Consider the following 19,362-nt stretch of genomic DNA (forward strand, 5'->3'; position numbering starts at 1 on the left):
GTCAGTTGCCTTCCAGGGGTGCCGCAGCGTCGGTGACGTGGGTGAGGTCGAGGCCGGTCAGGGCGGCCAGGGAGGCCACCGTGTTGTCGCCGAACGTCTCGCGCACGCGCAGTCCGTCGGGCGTGACGTCGAACACCGCGTGATCGGTGTAGACGCGGGTCACGCAGCCGACTCCGGTCAGCGGGTAGGTGCAGGCGGCGACGAGTTTCGGCGTGCCCTGCTTGGTGAGCAGGTCGGTCATCACGTAGACCGACTTCGCGCCGATCGCGAGATCCATCGCTCCGCCGACGGCGGGAATCGCGCCGGGCTCGCCGGTCGACCAGTTCGCGAGATCGCCGGTTTTCGACACCTGGAACGCGCCGAGCACGCACACGTCCAGGTGACCGCCGCGCATCATGGCGAAGGAGTCGGCGTGGTGGAAATACGCCGAGCCCGGCAGTGCGGTGACGGGCTGCTTGCCGGCGTTGATCAGGTCGGGGTCGACGGTGCCGGGCTCGGGTGCGGGGCCCATGCCGAGCATGCCGTTCTCGGTGTGCAGGACGACCTCGGTGTCGTGGGGCAGGTAGTTGGCGACAAGGGTGGGGGCGCCTATGCCGAGGTTCACGACCGCTCCCTCGGGGATGTCGGCCGCGATGCGACGAGCGAGGTCGGTGCGGCTGATGCGGGTGCTCATCGGCTCTCCTCCTCTGCCAGCGGGTTCCCCTCGACGTCGACTCCGCCGATGAACGCGCCTTCGTCGAGCCAGTGGCGTTCTCCCACCGCGACAACGTGGTCGATGAAGATGCCGGGGGTCACGACGGTCTCGGGGTCGATGTCCCCGAGCGGCACGATCCGGTCGACCTGGGCGATCGTGGTAGCCGCCGCGGCCGCCATGATCGGGCCGAAGTTGCGGGCGGTCTCGCGGTAGACCAGGTTGCCCCAGCGGTCGGCCCGCAGAGCGCTGATCAAGGCGACATCGGCTCGGATCGGGTACTCGAGCACATAGTCGCGGCCGTCGATCGTGCGCACCTCCTTGCCCTCCGCGAGCTGGGTGCCGACGCCCGTCGGCGAGAAGAACGCCCCGATCCCCGCGCCCGCGGCGCGGATGCGTTCGGCGAGATTCCCCTGTGGCACGAGCTCCAGCTCGATCTCTCCCGCGCGGTAGAGACCGTCGAACACCCACGAGTCGCTCTGCCGCGGGAACGAGCAGGTGATCTTTCGTACTCTTCGCGCCGCCAGGAGCGCGGCAAGTCCCGTGTCGCCGTTGCCTGCGTTGTTGTTGACGACGGTGAGGTCGCGTGCTCCGTGTGCGATGAGCGCGTCGATCAGCTCCACCGGCTGGCCCGCGCGGCCGAACCCACCGATCATCACGGTGGCGCCGTCGCGGATCCCTGAGACGGCGGCTGCGGCGTCCTCGACGGTCTTGTCGATCATTGTTCCTCCACGCGTTCGGGCATCGCGCGACCTCTCCAGCGATTTCACTTGGCCGGCCCGCGGGGTGACGGTGTACGACGATCGACACCACCCGACATAGGCATAGCCTTTATGCTTATGTCATACCACATCATGGATGCATCGGAGGGCTCGACGACAGGGCGACGATCCCGCCCTCCTCGCCTATGAAGACTGGAGCTAATAAGCTATGCCTATGTCTGATCTCGCGAGCGAACGCTACACGGACCGCATCGCCACCGGACCGCTCATCCTCGTCCAGGAGGTCTTGAACACCCGCGCCGCCGGCAAGCCCGCACTCGAGGACCTGCTCTCGACTCCGGAATCCGCCACGTCGTGGCTCTCCGGCGCGCTGGCCGAGTGGAGTCGGCATACCGGAGCGGAGGCGCCGGCCATCGAGGTCGACGAACCGGGGATGGTGCGGCTTCAGCAGCTACGCGCGTCGCTGCAGATGACCGTCTCGGGTGCAGTGCGCGATGCTCCGGTCCGATCCGCACCGAAGGGGGTGAGCGGCGCGCTCGAGGTGCGGATCGACGCCGATGGTGTCTTCTCGGTGGCGCCGCGCGGCAAGGACGTCGCGTGGGTCGTCGCGGCCGTGCTCAACGAGATCACGAACGCCCAACTGACGGGTACGTGGCGCCGCTTGAAGATGTGCCGCAACCAGGTGTGCTCGGTTGCCTTCTATGACGGCACGAACCCCAACAACGGCGCATGGCATGACGTGCGCATCTGCGGCAACGCCGTGAACCTCCGGGCGTCGCGGCAGCGTCGGGCGGCCGCGCGCGCGTAGCGCGCCGCAGGCCACCCGACCGACGGGCCGTCTGCTCAGCCCTTCGCCGCCCGGCAGGAGCCCCACAGCGCACCGGGATTGATGCGCGACGGGTGACGCTCCAGCATGTACTCGTAGAGTTCGAGGGTGCTGCCGGTGCGACGCACCCCGGCGTTGAAATCGAGGATGTAGCGGCGGGTCTCCTCGATGTGACGGGGATCGTCATCGGCGGTCTGATCCTTGTGCCCCGCGACGATCGCGGTCGGCGCCAGCGCCTCGACCGTGTCGAGAGCCCTGAGCCACTCGTCCCGCCCGTCCGCGTCCGAGGCCGCGAGCATCAGGTGGACGTTGTTGTAGATCACGTCGCCCGCGACGACCAGGCCCAGGTCGGGAACGTGCAGGCAGGTGGTGTTGTCGCTGTCGGTGTGCCCCAGACGGACCGGGCGGACCTCCGCCCCGCCCACGGTCAGGACGTCGCCCTCCAGCGGTTCGGCGAGCACCAGTCGCTCGGGGATCTGCTCGGGGAACCATGCGCGCCAGACCGCCTTGAGGACCTCGGGCGAGGACTGGTAGGCCATGTCCTCGACGACCTCGGGCAGCGCGAAGGCGCGCGCTGCGGGGTACTGCTCCAGAACGGCTCCGAGACCGAACCAGTGGTCCCCGTGGCCGTGCGTGACGTACACGCTAGTCACCGGAGCACCACGCTCGCCGAGCCACCGCAGCAGGCCCTCCGACTGCGCGATCGTGAACAGCGGATCCACCAGCAGCGCCTCTCCCCCGTTCGAGATGAGGATGCTCGACGTCGGCGACCAGGAGCGCTCGCTCTGATCGGGCGGCACGTCCGCGTTGGTGGTCGGCATGCCGTCCGCGATGTGAACCGCGTAGTTCAAGGCGTTCGACGTCATTGGTGGACTCCTCGGATTCTCTGATGGTCGCTCCCACTCCGGCCGGAACGAGGGGGGCGCCGGCGGGGGCCGGGCCTCGTTCCGTCGATCACAGAGCGATGACGTTGACGTAAGCATAGACCCTATGCTTACGTCATAGGGCTCGCGTCGACCGAGAAATCCCGAGAGCCACTGGCTCCGATTCGTCGCCGCAACAGAGCGATCGTCAAAGGAGACACGAGATGAACAGCCCAGCGACGCAGACGCCGACCGCGGTGCTCGTCCACGGATACCTGGACGACGGCGCCATCTGGAACAGCGTCCGAGCCGTCCTCGACGAGCGGTCGGTCCCCTCGATCGCGTTCGAGCTCGCTGGCATGGGTACGCGCGCCTCGGATCAAGGGCCGTTCACGCTCGCCCGCTGGGCCGACGACCTCGAAACCGTCGTACGCACGACGGAGGGCCCCGTCGTACTCGTCGGCCACAGCATGGGAAGCCAGATCGCCGAGCTCGTCGCCGCCCGCTTGGCCCAACAGGTGCGCTCGCTCGTGCTGGTCAATCCGATCCCGCTGGCCGGCACTCACCTTCCCCAGGAGCAGATCGCCGCCTTCCAGGCACCGGATCTCGGACTCGACGCTCAGCGCGCCTTCCGCGCCTCGCTCGCCACCGCGTTCCCGGCGGAGGAGAACGACCGGCTCGCCCAAGTGGCGCTGCACGTCGACCCGTCGACGATCGCCGACACGGCGACAGCGTGGAACAACGGCCACCCGGACGGGCAGCAGCCCAGCAAGTACACCGGGAGCGTCACCGTCCTGCGCGGCGAGAACGACCCCTTCGTCACGGAAGAGATCGTCTCCGCGTACGTCGTGCCCCGCTTCCCCGGCGCCGCCACACAGACGATCGTCGACGCGGGCCACTGGGCGCACGCAGAGAACCCGGCGGCGGTCGCCGCCGTCATCGCCGCGGTCGTCGAGGAGACCGCGTCCAACGCGGCCGACAGCCGCCCCGCCACGGCCTGGACAGCCGCGTTCGAGCAGCGCACCCAGGACTCCTTCGCGGCGGCGCTCTCGCCGAACGTGCGAATGGAGGCGAGCGCGCTCGCCAAGCCGGTCGAGCGCAAGGAGCACGTCGAGGCCCTCATGACCGCGGTGAGCTCCGTGTACGAACGGCTCGAGTTCGTCCGGAAGGCGCAGGACGGCCCGCGGACGTATCTGGAGTGGGAGGCCGCCGCGTTCGGTGGCTTCCAGATGAAGGGGATCACGATCCTCACGCGTGATGACGAGGGGCTCATCACGGAGATCGCCATCCACCACCGGCCCATCGGCGCCGTTCTGCAGATCAACGCGAAGGTCGGGGGCCCCCTCGTCGAGGCCGGCCTCGTCCCCGCCGAGTACTTCGACTTCACGGAAGGCAAGTGACCATGACGGAACGCATCGACGTGGAGTTCACGGCTGACGGGGACGTGACCCTGCGCGGCTGGCTCTACCTGCCGGACGCCGAGGGCCCGCGTCCCGCGATCACCATGGCACACGGATTCGGCGCCAACCGGGAGATGGGCCTCGACCCGTACGCGCGCAAGTTCGCCGACGCCGGCTTCGTGGTCCTCATCCACGATCACCGCACGTTCGGCGCCAGCGACGGCGAGCCCCGCAACGACGTCGACCCGTGGCGTCAGATCGCGGACTGGCGCCGCGCGATCAGCTTCCTGGAGGCCCGGCCGGAGGTCGACGCGGACCGCATCGGGGTATGGGGTTCGAGCTTCGCGGGCGGTCACGCGATCGTGCTCGGCGCGACCGACGTACGGATCAAGACCGTGGTGTCGCAGGTGCCCACCATCAGCGGGTTCGAGCAGTGGCAGCGCAAGGTCCCGCCGGAGCGCATCGCCGCCTTCGAGCTCGCCCAGGCCGACGCCGAACGCGCCCTGGCCGCCGGCGGTGAACTGCCGTACCAGACCTCCATCGGCGACGATCCGGCCGACCCGGCCCTGTACAACAGCCCGGACGCCGTGCGCTTCTACCGTGACCTGGTTCCGCCGGGCCGCGAGCACAACACGGTGACGACGCGCTCCAGCCGGGCCGCGCGCCTGTACGAGCCGGGCGTCTGGATCTCCCGCATCTCGCCCAAGCCGCTCATGATGATCGTGGAGACCGGCGAGACGGTGATCCCGACCGACCTCCAACTGGCCGCCTACGAGCGAGCACTGGCCCCGAAGGAACTGGTACTGCTGCCCGGCGGCCACTTCGACGCCTACAAGGTGCACTTCGAAGAATCCAGCGGCGCCGCGCTGTCGTGGTTCCGCACCCACCTCGACCCGGACGCGGCCTCGATCGGCTCGTGAGACGGAGGCGGTTCCGGCTGCTGCTGGAACCGCCTTCACAGGCAGGTGACCGCGCCCTGTCACAGTCGGTTACACCACCGCCATGAGCGTTTTGGAGCCGAAGAGCGTCATTGCCCCGTAACGGCCAAAGGTTAACTTCCCCTCTGTCTTGTGAAGCAAGTGAACGGAGCGGTTGTGGGACGTCCTGAGCGGCCGGTGGATCCTCGGGCCGGTGCTGTGCAGCGTTTCGCCAATGAGTTGCGGGTGCTGCGCGAGGCGGCCGGGAAGCCGACGTACCGGGTGATGGCCGGGCGGGCGGGTTTTTCGGTGAGCGTGCTGGCGCAGGCGGCGTCGGGTGAGCGGCTGCCGTCGCTGGCGGTGGTGCTGGCGTACGCGCAGGCGTGCGGGGCGGACCCGGCCGAGTGGGAGCTGCGGTGGAAGGCTGCGGACGAGGAAGCGGCAGCACGCGCGGAGGATAAGGAGCAGCAGGCACGCGACCAGATCCCCCTCGGCAACGACGCGTTTGCGGGAGACGGTCAGCTCCGGGAACGCCCGGAAGTACGCACCAAGGCCGTCCCGCGCACCGGCCACACCATCCGCGATACCGGGATTGTGCTGGTGGTACCCGGCGCTCCAGTACGTGTCGAGCGCGGACAGATCCTTGTCGACGATGAGCCGGTCGAATGCCTTGGTGACGAGGTCCTTGTTGGAGGCGGTGAGCCCGCGCGGACCAGGTCGCCCGGTCTGCGGCCGACTGACGGTGGAAAACATGTCGTTGCCGTTGACACTGCTGCCGGGGACATCCTGAAGCACATCCCAATGCTCGGCGATCTTGCCGTCCTGGAACCGGAAAATGTCGAATACGGCCGAGCCTCGACTTCCCGGCGTCAGCACGAGGTTGGAGTGCACCACGACGAGGTCGTTCTCGGAAATGACCCGCTTGACGTCGTACTTGGTGTCGGGGAACTGCTGATGCAACCCGGCAGCGAAGTTCTTCAACGCCTCGGGGCCATCGGACACGAGGGGATTGTGCTGGATGTAGTCGGCCCGCACGAACCTGTCCACGACCGCGGTGTCACCCCGCTCGAACGCCCCCTTGAGGACACGTACGGCAACGGTCTTCTGGTAGTCGAGCCGGGCGCCGCCGTCGACGTGCCCGACGGCGTGACCCGCGCTGACAGGCGGCGAGGCGAAGGCGGGTACGGTCGCGGCGCCCGCCAGGGCGGACGTGGCGACCGTGGCGAGGAGGAAGCGACGGGTAGCCATGCGCCGGTTGGGCATGTGGGAAGTCCCGGTGTTCTCTCTCTTGGGACTCGGGCGCTTTCCTGGAAGGTCGGACTGACTCAGTTCTTGGGGCCGAACATGTAGGCGTTGGCGACGTCGATGAGGGCAGCGCCCTGGTAGGCGGGGTAGCGCTCGGTGATGGCCTTCTTGTAGGCGTCGCCGTCGTCCCCGAGCAGCTCCCGGCCAGCGTTGACGTAGTCGGTGAGCTCGGCCCAGACGGCCGGGGTGGTCGGCTCGCCGTGACCGGGCAGGATGGTGTCGTACTCGGTCTCGGCTGCGAAGCGGTCGATGTTGGCCTGCCAGCCGTCGAAGTCCTTGTCCAGGAACCACAGGTGGGTGTGGTTGTAGACGACGTCCTGAGCGACCAGGACACCCTGCTCGGGCAGCTTGATCACGAGGGTGGTGTGGATCTCGCCGCCGGTGACCTTCTCGAACACGAACGGGATGCCGTCGATGACCTCGGTGCCCGGGGTGATCTCCACGGTCGGAGTCATATCGGCGAGCGGGATCTCGGCGCCGGTGGGCAGGTCCGTCTTGGCACCCATGGCGACGATCTCCGCGGTGGTCTCGGGCAGCGCGTGCACGGGGACGCCGAAGCGGGCCGCGCCCTGGTAGTGGTCCGGATGCGCGTGGCTGATGACGAGGCGGTCGAGCGGCTTGCCCAAGCTCTTGGCGTAGGCGACGACCTCGTCGGCGTAGGCCAGGACGAACTGCGCGTCTACGGCGATGATCCGCGACGGCGTCTCGATCAGCTGAGTGGTGACGCCCAGGCCGTCCTCGGGCGAGACGTAGCTGTGGATGCGGACCTGGCCCTTGTCGATGACCGTGAGGGTGCCGTGCATGACTGTGCTCCTGTCGAAGTGCGGATGAGCGGTGATGAGGGGACGAGGTGAGGGGCGGATCGTTGATGGCCGGCTCACGACCGGTCATCGGCCGCAGCGGACACGGCCGGTTTTCCATCCCGCGGGCCCGAGCCCCTGGAACAACTCCATACTGGGACGGAACCGGATGCCCCGCGAGGTACGCTGCGGTCTCGTGATGGTCCACAGGCGACAAGCACGGCAGAAGCCCGGTCAGCGGGAGACGGGCCTGCCGAAGGTGGCTTTCCAGCCTCCGGCCGGAACCCCGGCGGGCGTGGAGGTCATGACCCTGGCCGACTTCCGCGACCGCATCCGTGACTGGCCCTGGCACATCGCCACTCCGCACCGGGCGGGCTTCCACGCCCTGATGCTGGTCACCGCCGGCACCCTGCGCCACCGCGTCGACTTCACCGGGTACGTACTGCCGCCCGGTTCCTGGCTGTGGATCCGGCCTGGCCAGGTGCACCAATGGCAGAACCTTGACCAGGTCGAGGCCGTCCTGATCTTCTTCCAGGAGGACTTCGTCGCCCCCGAGACCGCGGAATTGGCCGGACTGGGCACCGGCACTGCCCCGATGCCCCTGTACAGCCCCGATCCCTCGGAGGCTCCCGCGCTGGCAGCTGCGGCCGAGCAACTGGCCGCGGAGTTCTCCCAGTCCGACCGCCAGCCGCTGCCGGTCCACACCGCCCTGCTGCACCGCCTGCTCGACGTCGTCCTCCTGCGCCTGGCCCACCTGCGGCAGCACGGCCAGGCCGCTGAATCGGCCCCCGAGCCCTTTCTGCGCTTCCGCGACGCGGTCGAACGAGGCTTCACCCGCACTCATCGCATCGACGACTACGCCCGCGAGCTCGGTTACTCCACCCGCACCCTCACCCGCGCCACCCAGGCCGCGGCGGGCCTAAGCGCCAAGGACTACCTCGACCAGCGCCTCGTCCTGGAGGCCAAGCGGCTCCTAGCCCACGGCACCGAACCCGCCTCCACCATCGCAACCCACCTCGGCTTCACCAGCGCCACCCACTTCGGCAAGTTCTTCCAACGCCATACCGGCCGCACCCCCCTGGCCTTCCGCGCCTCCCAGAGTCCGTCGCCGCCTGCGTAGCCGCCCACGCCACCTGACTGCGTGAACAAGTTCGGCGAGGGCTGTTTTGGGCGCTGGCCCGTTGGAGTCACGAGCAACGGATTCCATCCCGTGGGCCGAAAGCCTGACTGGGCCGATCGGACCGGCCCGAAGGGGGCGCCGAACCCGGTCGCAGCAGTTCGCCCTTCCAAGGCGGGCGCTTCCGGCTCAGCCTCCCAACACCTCGGGCGGCACTCCGAGTTCCTTGGCTCCGACGAGCCCGAACGAGGGGCCTCGGGTGAGCCAGAGCAGCATGGGCAGGGCACGGTCGGGGTGTCGGCGGCTCATTTCGCGGGCGATGTCGGCGACGGGTACCCGTGGCTTGGCCACCTCCTGGTAGTCCTCCAGCCAGGCACGGGTGTCGTCGAACACCTCTTGCCCGCCCACCGGGCCATGGCCCGGGACCACGATGGGAAGCGGCCTACGACGACGCGAAGGCCGCCACGTTGCCGGACGACCTCACGGCGGCCCTGACCGCCGACCCGGCCGCGGCGGAGTTCTTCGAGACACTGGACCGGCAGAACCGCTACGCGATCCGGTACCGGATCCAGGACTCCACGAAGGCCGAGACCCAGGCGCGCCGGATCGGGCGAGCGCCGGTCGCCGACCTTGTGCGGGCGGTTACTCCGTCAGGGGTTCAACGCGCTGTACTTGACGGGGAACACCTTCTATCCGAGCCTGCGATGTCGGTTCTTCCGATGCCACCCAGGGGCTTGCGCTGGGATGGCGGGGCGTGTTTCTGCCGCAGGGGCCGGTTGGGGAAGTCTCCGCCGGCGACATCGCAGTGGACTGTCCCCGTCGGGTTGAGGAGCGGCCGCTCCGGAGGTGTCGGTGCCATGACGTCCGGAGCCGCCCATCACCGGCCGGTTCAACCGGAGAGGGCGCAGCCCTTGCGGGGCTGCCGACGCAACACGTGCACCGGTGTGGCGTCATCCGGTCAACGACGGCGCGTGGCGAGGACACCCAGCCGGATCGTGGACCGCCACGGCCCGATGCCTCTTGAGGCGGTTGATGCCGTACGCGACATCGTGCCAAGCCTTGTAGTCCTGCGGGTCGAACCTCGGCGGCCGACCGCCGCGTGCGCCGCGCTCCTACGGTTGCCGGCCCGGTCAGCTTCATCCGGGATGGTGCAGTGGATCCCCCGCCGCCGCAGGTAGGCGCGGTTCTTCGCGGGAGGTGTACGCCTTGTCGGCGCGTACGGGATGCTCTTCGTGATCAGGAGTCGTGCGCCACGGCGGCGGTCGGGAAGTGTGTGACCGACATCGATGAGGCGCGGCCCCTGGGCACGGATCTGTATCACGCCCATGATCTCGATGTCCTCGGCGACCGGACCCGCTTCGCTCTGCGACTCGCGGCGGTCCGTGTCGGGGCGCTCACCGTGAAGTGGCTGTCGTACGACACCGAGGTCCGGGTCGAGACGGCCGCGCCGAGTCCGCCCACCAGGTCAACGTGGCCTGTACCGGCAGCGTGCTGACCTTGTCGGGCGAGGACCGGAGGGGTCTGGCTGCGGTAGTCGATCTTGTTCATGGCAGTCGGGGACACGGCGCCCTCGCGGGCTCGTCGCTGATCCGGCTCACGTGATGCGTCGCAGGATGCGGTCCTTGCCGCGGGTGTAGGGCGGGGTGGCCACGCCCAGCGTGTCCGGCTTGAGTGGCTTGTCGAGGACGGACTTGAGGTGACTGAAGGTGTCCAGGGAGTACGAGCCGTGGTAGCGGCCCATACCGCTCTCACCGACGCCACCGAAAGGCAGGTCGGGCACGCTGAGCTGGAGGAGCGAGAGGCCGAAGACCAGGCCCCCGGAGGACGTCTCCGCGGTCAGGCGCCGCTTGGAACGCTTGGAGGCGGTGAAGGCGTACAGGGCCAGCGGCTTGTCCCGTCCGGTGATGAAGGCGATCGCCGCGTCCAGGTCGGGGACCCGGACGATGGGCAGGATGGGGCCGAAGATCTCGTCGCGCATCACCGGGGAGTCGGGGTCGACGTCGGCCAGCACGGTCGGGGCGATGTAGCGGTCGTCGCGGTCGTGGTCGCCGCCCACGACAGTCCGGCCGTCCTTCAGCAGGTCGGCCAGCCGGTCGAAGTGGCGCTCGTTGACGATGCGGCCGTAGTCGTTGCTGCGAGCCGGATCGGTGCCGTACATCTCGCGGACCGCCTGCGTCAGGTGGGCCTCTATCTCGGCTCCCGCCTCACCTATCGCCAGCACGTAGTCGGGTGCGACGCAGGTCTGGCCCGCGTTCATGAATTTGCCCAGGGCGATGCGGCGGGCGGCCGTCGCGAGGTCGGTGCCGGGTTCGACGACGGCGGGGCTCTTGCCGCCCAGCTCCAGGGTGACCGGGGTGAGATGACGGGCCGCGGCGGTCATGACGATGCGCCCGACCGCGCCGTTGCCGGTGTAGAAGATGTGGTCGAAGCGCGCCTCCAGCAGGGCGGTCGTCTCCGGCACCCCGCCCTCGACGACGGCCACGGCCTGCGGGTCCAGGACCTTGGGCAGCCAGTGGGCGAGCACGGCCGAGGTCGCGGGGGCGACCTCGCTGGGCTTGAGGACGACGGCGTTGCCGGCGGCCAGGGCACCGATGACCGGCGCGAGCGCCAGATTGACCGGGTAGTTCCAGGGGGCGATGACCAGCACGACACCCAGCGGCTCACGCACGGTCCACGCCCGGGACGGCATCAGCGACAGGGGCACGGAGACCCTCTTCGGACGCAGCCACCGGTCGAGATGACTCAGGGTGTGGTCGATCTCCCTGACCAGGAAGCCGATCTCCGCCATGTGGGACTCGGTCGCGCTCTTGCCGAGGTCGGTGTGCAGCGCCTGCGCGAACACGTCCTCATGCTCCGTCAGCAGACGCCTCAGCGCCTGCAGTTGCTGCTTGCGCCAGGCGACGGGCTTGGTGCGGCCGGTGTTGAACGTGGCCCGCAGTCGCGCGACGGTCTCCGCCGCAGGGGCCGACGTAACAGCGATGTCCGGCTGACCGCCGGTGGGTGCGTTGGGTGTCATACCCAGGAGCATATACGAAACGAAAGCCTTTCGTTTCGTTTTCTTGTATCATTGGCCGCGTGACCAACCCCACCCCTACTCAACGTTTCGTGCGGCAGCCCGACCATCCGGTCCGCTCCGCCGCCCACGTGTCCCGCCGGATCTGTTCGGGAGCCGTCTGATGACCGGGACGCAGGCCCGCCGGGGGCGCCCCCGCGATGCCTCCCGCGACCGTGCGCTGCTGGACGCGACCCTGGCCGTCCTGACCGAGAGCGGCTACAGCGGACTGACCACCGCCGCCGTCGCGGCCCGCGCCGGAGTGTCCACCGCCACCCTCTACCGGCGCTGGCCGTCCAAGGAGGTCATGGTCGTCGACGCCGCCGCCGCGTACGCCAAGGAGCTGACGGCGCAGCAGGACACCGGCACACTCGAAGGCGACCTGCGCGCCCTGCTCCGGGACAAGGCAACCTCTCTGACCGGCAACGAGGGAGGGGTGCTGCGCACCCTGATCGGCGAGGCCGCATACAGCCCCTCCCTGGCCGAGGCCCTCACGAACGCCTTCATGGTGCCCGTGCGCCTGCGCATGGCCGAGATAACGCAACGTGCGGTGGACCGGGGTGAGATCCCGCCGGTGGAGCACGCCGAACTGCTCGGCGATCTGGTGATCGGTCCCATGATGAGCAGGTTCTTCCTCACTCCCCTGCCTCCGAACCAGGTCGACGCCGCCACCGCGGCCAAGACCGCAGACCGCATGCTGCCCTTCCTCCTGCGTGCCTTCGGACACCAGGGACCTGGCGAGTGAGAAGTGGCTTCCCGCACGATGCCGAGCGTTCCCAGATAGGTCAGTTGTTCAGGAAGCTCAGGATGTGATCGGCGACCTGCTTGGGCTGTTCGAGGTGCAGGAAGTGTCCGGCGCGGGATACGACGACGCGTTCGAGGCCGTTCTTGAACAAGGCGTCCATGCCGTCGCTCACCTCCACGGAAAAGCAGTTGTCGTCGGCACCGTGGAGGTACAGCGACGGGACGGTGATGGCACCGCTCGCCCGGGCCTCCAGCGCTCGCGCCGCCTCGTCGGCGGGAGGTGAGAACAGCTGACGGTAGTAGCCCAGGATCTCGCTCAGCACTCCTGGAGCACGGAGGGTTTCCTTGAGCGCGGCACGTTCCGCATCCGGCAGCTCGTAGCCGGGCGACCACTCCCGCCAGAGCCGGTCGATGAAGGCGAAGTCGTCGAACTCGACGGCCGACTCCGCCAGGGCCGTCTGGAAGAAGAACATGTACCAGCTCCGTCGCTGCTGGTCGCCGTCGGTGAGCCAGGCGGTTCGCAGCTGCGGCCCGTACGGAACCGCCATCCCGACAAGCTTGCGGACGCGTGTCGCGTCAAGGCTCGCCGCCGCGTACGCCGCCCGGGCGCCGAGATCGTGACCGATGAGATCCGCACGGTCGCGCCCGAGCGCTTCGATCAGGTCCAGGACATCCTGCCCGGTCGCTGACGCGCGATAGGAGCCGTCGGGCGCCGCGCCGTCCGGCCAGTATCCGCGCTGTGCGGGAGCGACCGCCCAGTAGCCGTCCTGTGCGAGGCGGTCGAGCATCCCTGCCCAGGAGCCTGCATGGTCAGGAAAACCGTGGAGGCACAGGACGAGCGGCCCGCTGCCGGCCTCCAGGATCGGAACCTCCAGAGCGCCAGCCTGAATCGTCCGGCGACGGACACCGTCACCGGCGGAGGACCCACCTGCCATCGAGTCCTCGCCGGAAGAAGGCGTCGGCGGTCGCTGTGTCTGGGATGCCATGCGTTCAACCTCTCCCGGCCGCTGTCGCGGCGTCACGGGCCGACAGGCCCGGACCGAGTCGTGAGTCCTGACGTCATCGAGCAGGGTCACGACGACGTCATGCGGGTCGGCCTATCGCCGGAGACCTGCCAGCAGGCAACAACCGTACGACTTTCGCTTATTTCAGCGCAAGCGAAAGCCGTGCTCGCCATCGCAAGGAGCAGACCCGTCGTGCCGATTTTCGCTGGAGACCCCCGCCGGGCGACCGACCCGGACGACTTCTACAACCCGCTGGTACGGACACGCTGACGGGCCCGGTGGGCACGCAGGTTCTCAGGGTTGCCGCAGGTCTTGGTGGAGTGCCATACACCGCTGTTATTGCGGGAGCGGTCGAAGAACGCCGTCGTGCAGCGCGCATTACGGCAGATCTTGAGTCGGCGCCAGGCGTCCGCCTGCTGAGCCTGGAACACCTCGAGGAGCACCAGGCCGGCCACATACCGCCAGCCCTGACCGCGAGGCTCCAGGACGGCCCGGCCGGTGCGGTCCATCCGCACCGCCGCGGCCGCGACATGAACGGCCGGCGCTACGGCCTGCTCGTCGGTGTCCGTGCCGTCTTCGTCTCGTGAGGCGAGAAGCCGCCGCAACTCTGCACGCAGGCCGCGCAACTCCTCGAGATCACTCTCGGTGAGAGACACCTGCGCGGCGACCTGCCCCCTCTCGCGGGCCCAGCAGTCCAGCGCCTGATCGACCCACGCCTGTGCGTCGGAGAGGCCGTCCAGGAGATCTGCCGCCCGGGGCCGGCCAGCAGAAATGGTGTTGAGCAGGTCGTGCACGAGCGCCAGCCCGACCGGCGCCGGTTCGACCTCGTACCGCGTGGACGCGGACCACACCATGACCACGCCTCCCTCTCGCTGACCGTCCGGCTCTACCGACATGACCGTGACCGTTTGGCCACTGGCTCAGGGTACGACATCGCCTCCCCTTGAAGTGAAAGGAGCTAAAGGCGTAAGATCCTTTCATCTTGATTGGTGACGCGGCCACAGGAAGGGTGTCGCTCATGAGCTCGTCCGACCCCCGGAGCACTCAGGAGGCTCCCTCTGCCACCGCGGGGCCGGGCGGCAGGACAGGCCGAGGTCTGCCCCAGCGGGGTCTGCTGTTCGCCGAGTCGGCGACGCCGATCGCCGCAACGCGCCGTGTCCCAGGCACCCACCCCGCACGCAGGCCGCGGTCGACTTCTGCCCTCATGATCGTCGGCCTCGACGACCACCTCATCCCCACCGACCTCGCGCTGACGGCCCACGAACGAGCCCTGGAACCCGAGCGGCTGACGTGCATCGGCGGTGGCCGCTTCGCCCCATGCAGCACGCAGTCCCCCATAGCCGCGCAGTCCGCCTTGGACTGGTCCGGCAAGCACCTCACCTGACCGACGGCGACCCCGTCCACACTGTCCCGAGCCAAGGAAGTTCCATGTCCGTTCTCACCCACTCCCTCGACGGCGACGTCGCCACGATCGTCCTCGACAACCCCCCGCAGAACCGCTTGGCACCCGAGTTCGCCCAGGAACTCAGCGAAGCCGTCGACGCCATCACCCGCAGCCCGGCCCGCGCCGTCCTACTGCGGGCCGAGGGACCCGACTTCAGCTGGGGCGGCGACTTCCGGCCCTGGCTCGGCGCCGACCGCACCAGCCTGCGCGCCGACTTCGACGAGATCATGGCCGTGATCAACCGGTTCGAACAGCTCCGGCTCCCGGTCGTGGCCGCGGTCCAGGGGCTGTGCTTCGGCGGCGGCTTCGAACTCGCCCTGCGCGCCGACATCATCCTCGCCGGCGAGAGCTCCCGCTTCGGCCATCCCGAGCAGTCGCTCGGCATCGTCACCCTCCTCGGCGGAATCCATCGTGTGGCCGAACGGGCCGGCCGGGCCCGCGCCTACGAATGGGCACTGACCTCCGAGCAGGTACCCGCCACGGTCATGGCCGAGGCCGGCGTCATCAACCGCGTCGTCCCCGACGACGAACTGCGCGCCGAAGCCGAGGCCTTCACCCGGAAGATCGCCCAGGGCCCCACCCGGGCCCACGTCGTCCACAAGGCGCTGCTGCGCGCCTGGGCCACGGGCGGCATCCCGTCCGCCGACCAGCAGCTGTTCGACCTCGCCGTCCCCCTCTACGAGACCGAGGACGTCAAGGACGGCCTGGCCTCCGCCGCCAAGGCCCTCAAGGAGGGCCGCCCCCGCCCCGTCCTCCCCTTCAAGGGCCGCTGACCCCCAACCCTCCCCCCACACTCACCACCAAGGGACACCACATGATCATCGACTCCGCGGACCTGGACGAGAAGTCCGCCTACAAGCTGCTCATCGGCAGTGTCATTCCCCGCCCCATCGCCTGGGTGAGCACCCTGTCCACCGAAGGCGTGGGCAACCTGGCCCCCATCTCCTTCTTCACGGTCGTCGGGCGCAAGCCGCCCCGGATCTCGCTGTCGATCCAGCCGCGCTCGGACGGGGCCACGCTCAAGGACAGCTTCGTCAACATCCGGGACACCGGCGAGTTCGTCACCAACATGGCCACCCTGCCGCAGATCAACGGTCTGAACCGCAGCGCCTTCGAGTTCGAGCCCGACGTCGACGAGTTCGACGCGGTCGGGCTGGAGAAGGAACCGTCCGAAGCCGTTCGCCCGCCGCGCATCAAGGGCGCGCCCATCGCCTTCGAGTGCACCGTCGAGCACATCTTCTCGGCGCCCGACGGACTCAACAACATCGTCTGGGGCAACGTGGTGCGCTTCTACGTCCGAGACGACCTCTACGTGGACGGCCGGATCGACTTCGGCGCCATCGCCCCGGTGGGACGCCTCGCCGCCGAATACACCGTTGTGGACAACACGTTCGAAACACCGCTCGACGCCGACGTGATCCAGGAACGCGCCAGTCGCCGAATGCTGCGTCTGGACCGCAAGGACACGCACTACTCACCGATCGACACGGACGCCTGGTCGCCGTCCGGCTCCACAACGACACTCGACTAGACCGCCAGGACGTGACGAGGTGACACCCCTCACGGGTCCGGCAGACCGCCTCTCCAGCACCCCGAGTCCGGTGCGGACCACGCGACCCGCCGGTGTGTCACCTCGCACCCGTCCGCTCAATTGCTTGAGACGTCATAAGCGTCTGGTTCAGCAAGCCTGTCACTGCCTGCTTCACCCGCCCGACCGCGCAGCCGCCCACCAGAACGGCTCCGAGTCACCCGTTCTCAATGAGGAGAGCACGTGTCACGGAAGAACTCTTCCACGAAGCCAGACGAACCCGGAGACGACTCCGCGTACGACTACGACGTCATCGTCGTCGGTTCCGGTTTCGGCGGATCCGTCACCGCCCTTCGGCTCACCGAAAAGGGTTACCGCGTAGGCGTGCTGGAAGCGGGCCGCAGGTTCACACCCGACTCGCTGCCCAAGAACTCCTGGGACGTGCGGAACTATCTCTGGGCACCGAAGCTCGGCCTCTACGGCATCCAGCGCATCCACCCGCTGGGCAACGTGGTGGTGCTGGCGGGGGCCGGGGTCGGGGGCGGCTCCCTCAACTACGCCAACACCCTGTACGTACCGCCGAAGCAGTTCTTCGACGACCCGCAGTGGAAGGACATCACCGACTGGGAAGGCGAGCTGAAGCCGTACTACGACCAGGCCCGGCGCATGCTCGGGGTGCGGCTCAACCCGACGATGCCCCAGGCCGACGTACTGCTGCAGGCGGTCGCCGAACGGATGGGCGTGGGCGACAGCTTCCACATGGCCCCCGTGGGGGTCTTCTTCGGCGACGGCCAGGACGCCGACGGGACGGCGAAGACCAGGCCGGGAGAGGTGGTGGCCGACCCGTACTTCGGTGGCGTCGGCCCGGCACGCAAGGCCTGTGTCGAGTGCGGTGAGTGCATGACGGGCTGTCGCCGCGGCGGGAAGAACACCCTCAACGAGAACTACCTCTATCTCGCCGAGCAGGCGGGCGCCGTCGTCCACCCCATGACGACCGTCGTCTCGATCACGGACGACTCACCGGGCGGGTACACGGTCAGGACCCAGCCGACGGACCGGAAACGCAAGGGCGAGGGCCGCACCTTCAGGGCGCGGAAGGTCGTCATCGGGGCCGGTACGTACGGTACGCAGACGCTGCTGCACCGGATGAGAACGGGTGGCCAACTCCCGCACATCTCAGACAGGCTGGGCGATCTGACGCGTACCAACTCCGAAGCCTTGGTGAGTGTGCACGCACGCGTCCGGCGGTATCGCAAGGCCGCCGGAGGGCGGAGCGTCGACTTCACGCGCGGTGTGGCCATCACTTCCTCGATCCACCCCGACGAGAACACCCACATCGAGCCGGTCCGTTACGGCAAGGGATCGAACGCGATGGGTGCCGGGATCGTCCTGCAAGTCCCTCACGCCGAGGGCGCATCGAGGTTCCTGGGCTGGCTGGCCAACGTGGCGAAGCACCCGGTGTTCATGGCCCGCTCGCTCTCCAACCGCCGTTGGTCCGAGCGGTCGCTCATCGGTCTGGTGATGCAATCGCTGGACAACTCCCTCACGACCTATCTGAAGCCGAAGGGCGTGGGGAAGGGGTTGTTGATGTCCCGTCAGGGCCATGGGTCGCCCAACCCCAAGCAGATCAAGGTGGCTTCGGAGGCCGCATCGCTCATGGCCGCCGAGGTCGACGGCTTCGCGGGCAGTAACGTGGGCGAGCTGATGGGCATGCCACTCACCGCGCACTTCCTGGGCGGCTGCCCCATCGGCGACACCCGTGAGACCGGCGTGATCGACCCGTACCACCGGCTGTACGGACACCCTGGCATCTCCGTCGTCGACGGAGCGGCGATCTCCGCCAACCTCGGAGTCAACCCGTCCCTCACGATCACGGCCCAGGCCGAGCGCGCGATGTCGGCCTGGCCCAACAAGGGCGAGGAAGATCCGCGTCCAGCGCAGGGAGAGGCCTACAAGCGCCTGACCCCTGTACCGCCTCACAGCCCGGCAGTCCCGTCCGATGCATTCGGCGCCCTGAAGTTGCCCTTCCTGGGGATGCCGACAGTGCCGCCGAAGAGGTAGCCACACCGCACCGCGCCTCCTGAGCAGGGGCTCGGACGGACACGAGACGCCCTGGGCGTTGATCAGGCCCACAGCGGGCCGGCGCCGAATTCACCAGCTCGGCATAGGTCAACCGCGGCGGGCGCCCACCGCGACGTCTGCAGGCGGCTACAGGCACGTGAAGTGCCGCCAAGAGCGGACCGGATCGGTCGCGAGGTGCGTCAGCGCATGCCTGCACTGTCGAGCAGGACTCCCACGGTGGGCCCGATGAGCCCAGCCAGATTCTCGGCCCTGATGCCGGCGCGGGTTACGGCGCCGTCGAACGTGAGGCTGAGCTGCTCGGCCAACAGGTCGGGATCGCTCGCCCCACCCCGTTCAGCCTCGGTACGGAAGAAGGCCGCCAGATTCCCCTTGACCCGGCGGACCACCTGGCTTGCGGGATGGCCCTCACCCTTGAGCTCGATCTGTACGGCAAGGTAGCGGCAGCCTCGGAATTCCGGCGCGCCCGCCCGAGACTCCACTTGCTCGAACACGTGCAGGATCCGTTCGCGCGGCGGGCGACCATCGTCCGCTGCGGGCAGGAGTCGCGCCGCGAAGGCAGTGATGCGTTCCTCCAGGCTCGCCGTCAGGAGTTCGTCCTTGCTCTCGAAGAGCTGGTACAAGGAACGCTTCGACACCCTGCGGCCTTGCACAGCGCGTCGACACCGACGCCGACGCCTTCTTGGTAGGTGAGCGTGGCGGCTGCCTCCAGTAGGCGCTCGCGGGGAGTCGCCTTGGCCTGGGTTGTCATAGTTAGAGGTCAACTCCAGTCCGACGAAAGGATTCCCAATGGAGTTGTCAACCCATGTTGGTGACTTGCTGTGAGCGTGTCAGCTCAGCGCGACGGGGGTCTGCGGTGCTGTGAGCTCG

The 19,362-nt window shown here is 68.6% G+C and carries 18 protein-coding genes and 5 pseudogenes; 12 read left to right on the forward strand and 11 right to left on the reverse strand.

What is annotated here, in order from left to right; all coding sequences use genetic code 11:
• Window position 1: 1 nt before the first annotated feature.
• Window positions 2–673, reverse strand: a complete 672-nt coding sequence (locus tag ABZT12_RS30685; RefSeq protein ID WP_356390550.1) for a 3-oxoacid CoA-transferase subunit B — start codon at window positions 671–673, stop codon at window positions 2–4.
• Window positions 670–1,413 carry a 3-oxoacid CoA-transferase subunit A gene (locus ABZT12_RS30690; RefSeq protein WP_356390552.1) on the reverse strand — a complete coding sequence of 248 codons (744 nt, stop codon included), beginning with the start codon at window positions 1,411–1,413 and terminating at the stop codon, window positions 670–672. Before ABZT12_RS30690 ends, ABZT12_RS30685 begins: the two co-directional genes overlap by 4 nt.
• Window positions 1,414–1,627: 214 nt before the next feature.
• Between ABZT12_RS30690 and ABZT12_RS30695 the strand changes: the two genes are divergently transcribed.
• A complete protein-coding gene (locus tag ABZT12_RS30695; RefSeq protein WP_356390554.1) occupies window positions 1,628–2,221 on the forward strand; it encodes a CGNR zinc finger domain-containing protein in 594 nt (197 codons plus the stop codon).
• 35 nt (window positions 2,222–2,256) lie between these two features.
• Here the strand turns inward: ABZT12_RS30695 and ABZT12_RS30700 are convergent, their stop codons facing one another.
• Window positions 2,257–3,105 (reverse strand): MBL fold metallo-hydrolase, encoded by an 849-nt coding sequence (locus ABZT12_RS30700; RefSeq protein WP_356390556.1) that lies wholly within the window; start codon window positions 3,103–3,105, stop codon window positions 2,257–2,259.
• Window positions 3,106–3,326: 221 nt separating this feature from the next.
• On the opposite strand from ABZT12_RS30700, the gene ABZT12_RS30705 reads away from it, so the two are divergent.
• The 3 genes and pseudogenes from ABZT12_RS30705 to ABZT12_RS30715 all read left to right on the forward strand — a co-directional run.
• Window positions 3,327–4,502, forward strand: a complete 1,176-nt coding sequence (locus ABZT12_RS30705) for an alpha/beta hydrolase (protein ID WP_356390558.1) — start codon at window positions 3,327–3,329, stop codon at window positions 4,500–4,502.
• A 2-nt stretch (window positions 4,503–4,504) separates the two neighbouring features.
• Entirely contained in the window at window positions 4,505–5,422 is a 918-nt protein-coding gene (locus tag ABZT12_RS30710; RefSeq protein ID WP_356390560.1) for an alpha/beta hydrolase, read from the forward strand.
• Window positions 5,423–5,596: 174 nt separating this feature from the next.
• Window positions 5,597–5,863 (forward strand): annotated as a pseudogene (locus ABZT12_RS30715) (helix-turn-helix transcriptional regulator); the annotation flags it as partial.
• Window positions 5,864–5,950: 87 nt separating this feature from the next.
• On the opposite strand, the pseudogene ABZT12_RS30720 reads toward ABZT12_RS30715, so the two are convergent.
• Together ABZT12_RS30720 and ABZT12_RS30725 are read right to left on the reverse strand one after the other, a co-directional pair.
• Window positions 5,951–6,682 (reverse strand): annotated as a pseudogene (locus tag ABZT12_RS30720) (nuclear transport factor 2 family protein); the annotation flags it as partial.
• A gap of 62 nt (window positions 6,683–6,744) precedes the next feature.
• Complete coding sequence (locus ABZT12_RS30725) at window positions 6,745–7,527, reverse strand: MBL fold metallo-hydrolase (protein WP_356100532.1); 783 nt, start codon at window positions 7,525–7,527, stop codon at window positions 6,745–6,747.
• A 301-nt stretch (window positions 7,528–7,828) separates the two neighbouring features.
• Between ABZT12_RS30725 and ABZT12_RS30730 the strand changes: the two genes are divergently transcribed.
• Window positions 7,829–8,644 carry an AraC family transcriptional regulator gene (locus ABZT12_RS30730; protein WP_356390585.1) on the forward strand — a complete coding sequence of 272 codons (816 nt, stop codon included), beginning with the start codon at window positions 7,829–7,831 and terminating at the stop codon, window positions 8,642–8,644.
• Window positions 8,645–8,830: 186 nt separating this feature from the next.
• On the opposite strand, the gene ABZT12_RS30735 is transcribed toward ABZT12_RS30730, so the two are convergent.
• A complete protein-coding gene (locus tag ABZT12_RS30735; RefSeq protein WP_356100721.1) occupies window positions 8,831–9,049 on the reverse strand; it encodes a hypothetical protein in 219 nt (72 codons plus the stop codon).
• Window positions 9,050–9,069: 20 nt separating this feature from the next.
• Here ABZT12_RS30735 and ABZT12_RS30740 point away from each other — a divergent pair.
• Window positions 9,070–9,249 (forward strand): annotated as a pseudogene (locus ABZT12_RS30740) (YdeI/OmpD-associated family protein); the annotation flags it as partial.
• Between the two features lie 393 nt (window positions 9,250–9,642).
• On the opposite strand, the pseudogene ABZT12_RS30745 reads toward ABZT12_RS30740, so the two are convergent.
• Window positions 9,643–9,750 (reverse strand): annotated as a pseudogene (locus tag ABZT12_RS30745) (IS5/IS1182 family transposase); the annotation flags it as partial.
• Window positions 9,751–9,914: 164 nt separating this feature from the next.
• Between ABZT12_RS30745 and ABZT12_RS30750 the strand changes: the two are divergent.
• Window positions 9,915–10,136: a hypothetical protein gene (locus tag ABZT12_RS30750; protein WP_356100535.1), complete on the forward strand. Its 222-nt coding sequence runs from the start codon at window positions 9,915–9,917 to the stop codon at window positions 10,134–10,136.
• A 99-nt stretch (window positions 10,137–10,235) separates the two neighbouring features.
• On the opposite strand, the gene ABZT12_RS30755 is transcribed toward ABZT12_RS30750, so the two are convergent.
• Window positions 10,236–11,657 (reverse strand): aldehyde dehydrogenase family protein, encoded by a 1,422-nt coding sequence (locus ABZT12_RS30755; protein WP_356390562.1) that lies wholly within the window; start codon window positions 11,655–11,657, stop codon window positions 10,236–10,238.
• A 160-nt stretch (window positions 11,658–11,817) separates the two neighbouring features.
• On the opposite strand from ABZT12_RS30755, the gene ABZT12_RS30760 reads away from it, so the two are divergent.
• Entirely contained in the window at window positions 11,818–12,438 is a 621-nt protein-coding gene (locus ABZT12_RS30760) for a TetR/AcrR family transcriptional regulator (RefSeq protein ID WP_356390564.1), read from the forward strand.
• A 40-nt stretch (window positions 12,439–12,478) separates the two neighbouring features.
• Here ABZT12_RS30760 and ABZT12_RS30765 read toward each other — a convergent pair whose 3' ends face one another.
• Together ABZT12_RS30765 and ABZT12_RS30770 are read right to left on the reverse strand one after the other, a co-directional pair.
• Complete coding sequence (locus ABZT12_RS30765; protein WP_356390566.1) at window positions 12,479–13,513, reverse strand: alpha/beta hydrolase; 1,035 nt, start codon at window positions 13,511–13,513, stop codon at window positions 12,479–12,481.
• Window positions 13,514–13,683: 170 nt separating this feature from the next.
• Window positions 13,684–14,295 carry a CGNR zinc finger domain-containing protein gene (locus ABZT12_RS30770; RefSeq protein ID WP_356390568.1) on the reverse strand — a complete coding sequence of 204 codons (612 nt, stop codon included), beginning with the start codon at window positions 14,293–14,295 and terminating at the stop codon, window positions 13,684–13,686.
• A gap of 350 nt (window positions 14,296–14,645) precedes the next feature.
• Between ABZT12_RS30770 and ABZT12_RS30775 the strand changes: the two genes are divergently transcribed.
• From ABZT12_RS30775 to ABZT12_RS30790, 4 genes are all read left to right on the forward strand, one after another.
• Window positions 14,646–14,825, forward strand: coding sequence for a hypothetical protein (locus ABZT12_RS30775; RefSeq protein ID WP_356390570.1), 180 nt, complete (start codon window positions 14,646–14,648; stop codon window positions 14,823–14,825).
• Window positions 14,826–14,869: 44 nt separating this feature from the next.
• Entirely contained in the window at window positions 14,870–15,658 is a 789-nt protein-coding gene (locus ABZT12_RS30780; RefSeq protein ID WP_356390573.1) for an enoyl-CoA hydratase/isomerase family protein, read from the forward strand.
• A gap of 41 nt (window positions 15,659–15,699) precedes the next feature.
• Entirely contained in the window at window positions 15,700–16,416 is a 717-nt protein-coding gene (locus tag ABZT12_RS30785; RefSeq protein ID WP_356100556.1) for a flavin reductase family protein, read from the forward strand.
• 240 nt (window positions 16,417–16,656) lie between these two features.
• Window positions 16,657–18,474, forward strand: a complete 1,818-nt coding sequence (locus ABZT12_RS30790; RefSeq protein ID WP_356390575.1) for a GMC family oxidoreductase — start codon at window positions 16,657–16,659, stop codon at window positions 18,472–18,474.
• Between the two features lie 200 nt (window positions 18,475–18,674).
• Here ABZT12_RS30790 and ABZT12_RS30795 read toward each other — a convergent pair.
• Window positions 18,675–19,243: pseudogene (locus ABZT12_RS30795) on the reverse strand (TetR/AcrR family transcriptional regulator).
• Between the last annotated feature and the right edge of the window lie 119 nt (window positions 19,244–19,362).

It is taken from the genome of Streptomyces sp. NPDC005423 (assembly GCF_040606415.1).
Lineage (GTDB): Bacteria > Actinomycetota > Actinomycetes > Streptomycetales > Streptomycetaceae > Streptomyces.